2 protein-coding genes, 1 tRNA gene and 1 pseudogene are annotated in these 2295 nt (G+C 60.0%); 1 reads left to right on the forward strand and 3 read right to left on the reverse strand.

Annotated elements, in window-relative coordinates:
• Positions 1 to 65: 65 nt before the first annotated feature.
• A tRNA-Glu gene (locus EN994_RS27835) sits at positions 66 to 140 on the forward strand.
• An 810-nt stretch (positions 141 to 950) separates the two neighbouring features.
• Here EN994_RS27835 and EN994_RS27845 read toward each other — a convergent pair.
• From EN994_RS27845 to EN994_RS27855, 3 genes and pseudogenes are all read right to left on the reverse strand, one after another.
• Positions 951 to 1358: a TadE/TadG family type IV pilus assembly protein gene (locus EN994_RS27845; RefSeq protein WP_013531997.1), complete on the reverse strand. Its 408-nt coding sequence runs from the start codon at positions 1356 to 1358 to the stop codon at positions 951 to 953.
• On the reverse strand, positions 1348 to 1773 hold the full coding sequence (locus tag EN994_RS27850) for a TadE/TadG family type IV pilus assembly protein (RefSeq protein ID WP_032808908.1): 426 nt from the start codon (positions 1771 to 1773) through the stop codon (positions 1348 to 1350). Before EN994_RS27850 ends, EN994_RS27845 begins: the two co-directional genes overlap by 11 nt.
• Positions 1774 to 1792: 19 nt before the next feature.
• Positions 1793 to 2295 (reverse strand): annotated as a pseudogene (locus tag EN994_RS27855) (hypothetical protein); the annotation flags it as partial.

Here is a 2295-nt window from a genome sequence, read left to right on the forward strand (position 1 = left end):
TCCAAGGTGGCACCTGACGGGTTGCCGGTTGCGCACAACGCCAGTATAAGCCGCTTCGTCTGAGCGCGCCCATCGTCTAGCGGTTAGGACACCGCCCTTTCACGGCGGTAACAGGGGTTCGATTCCCCTTGGGCGTACCAGAAAAATTTGCGTTTGGCGCAAACCTCCCTCCCAATGTCGGCAATTTCGCTTGGCTCTCTGCTGCTCTCTTCAACTGACGCGCAGTCTTCCGCGATCACACCATAGGCCAACGCGGCCACACGGGTCATAATCCTGCTACAAAGTGGTCGATTCCTAAGGGATGTAGCCGCTCCAAGAGCCCGCCGCAGGTCGCCCCCGTGGCGGGCTTTTTATTGCACGGTCGAGTTGGGCTTTCACGGCATTGCGACAACGGGGCGAAGCCCCGAGTGGCAAGTCCGTATTTATTTGCCTAGTTTGCGTGCGGGAGCCTACATGAGAACGGGTCGCGCGCCGCTCAAGACGACCCTCTTCAGCGCTTCAACCGGCATCCGACAGTGCAAAGTCAAAAGCCTGTTATGATCCACGGATTGGAGTCGTATCCGAGACGCGGCTCTGCCTTTGCCCCGCTATCTTCCGATTTGGCGGTTCCGGTGAAACCGCAGTCCAGATTTGCAACGGGCTTCTTGGTCGACGGTTTCGTGGAACACAAGGCGGCAGCGTCACTGACCGCCGCCTTCTTTTCCTTGGCAACAGCGACACCGGTCGCAGCGAAAACAACAGCCGCGCACAATACAGCCACTCTCATTGGAACCCCCACATTGCACCCGACAGATGGTCGAACATGACGTAACGTAATCTTAATATTAGCACTAACGAATATATTAGCTAGCCCCGTGCCATAAAAAGCAGGCCGAGTGCCAAGCTTGCGCCACGACCGCCAAACCGGTGCATTGGCAGAGCCCCGGCGCGCGAGGCTATCAGGCCACAGCCTAGCCGCTGCCAAGCAGCGGCACGGTAACGGTTGTCGCGTAGTTGATCGGGAAGGAACTGAAGTAGGGGAAGTCGATGACGAAGGCATAGGCGGCGGTCAGATGCGCCATGCGGAAGCCGCCGCTCACCGGGTCGATGGCGATCGTGACGTTCACGTCCTTGAACCCCAAGGCCTGCAATTTCTGCGTGGCGATCGATTGAATGTCGGCCTGGGTCAGCGTGTTCTTAAGCTGCAGCGAGCGCGCTGACGTCTCCAGCGTATAGCGAACACTGGAGACCGAGTGCATCGACCAGCCAAAGGCGAATATTCCGAACAGCAGCATGACAAGGAAGGGGGCGATCAGCGCGAACTCCAGCCCGGCCCCGCCCGATCGATCCCGCCGCAACGCGCTTACCCTAGCGGACACGGATCACCTCCTGGTGACCGATGACGGTGGGAGCGGCAAAGGCGCCGAAGGCAATTGGCGGCACCCAGGTGCCCGATGCCTGTATCTGGACATAGATCGACGGCACCTTGGGCCCACTGCACATGGTGGAAGCGTCGACCACGGTCGTCCCGCACATACGGATGTGGCTTAGCGTGACCTGGCCGTCTTCCGGCCGATTTTCCCAGCTCGCAATGGCAAGGGCCTGGGTCGCCGCATCATCGGTCGATCCGCTCATGACCAGGTTCGCGGCCGTCTTCACACCGGCGCGCATCGACAGTGAACTCGTTATGTAGGACCAGCCGTCCAGAATACCAAGCAGCACCAGGCACAGAATGGGCAGCACCATCGCGAACTCGACCGCCGCAACGCCCGAATCATCGCCGAGGATCGGCATCGACCGGCGCCCCACGGAGCTACTCGGACAGTGCCACGGACCGCGCGGCTGGAATGTTGGGCACTCCGAGGCTCGAGCAATCCTGATTGATGGTTGAATTACCGGACCATTGAATCGTATTTGCGACGACCCTGGTGCAGCCGCCATTGCCCGAGAAGTTGCCAAGATAGCTCACTTGCTGCTTGGGGAAATAGATGGCCCCGGTCAAAAGCGAGTCCGCTGTGCCGTTGAATGTGCTGGATGCACTCATGCCGGTCCTGTCGCCGTAGAACAGAACGCCTGAGTAGGTGCCCGAAGTCGCCGCGCTGAGCTTCACGGACGCATTGCCATTCATGCTGACGGTCGAGCTGCCGGACATGAAGATGGTCACCCCGGCGCCGGTGATGGCCGCGTTGGCGTTTATCTTGAGATTGCCCTGGACGACATAAACGCCGGGCGAAAGCGTGACGTTGCCCTTCAGGTTCATGCCGCTGCAATAGGTGCCTGGACCGAGCGTCGCCTTGTTGTCGTTCAGGCAGGGGG

Source organism: Mesorhizobium sp. M7A.F.Ca.CA.002.09.1.1 (genome assembly GCF_003998555.1).
In the GTDB taxonomy this organism is placed as follows: Bacteria; Pseudomonadota; Alphaproteobacteria; order Rhizobiales; family Rhizobiaceae; genus Mesorhizobium; species Mesorhizobium ciceri.

Bases quoted from the DNA above. Each gene is read 5' to 3' on its own strand.
- EN994_RS27850 (WP_032808908.1), bottom strand. From the start codon at position 1,773: ATGCCGATCCTCGGCGATGATTCGGGCGTTGCGGCGGTCGAGTTCGCG.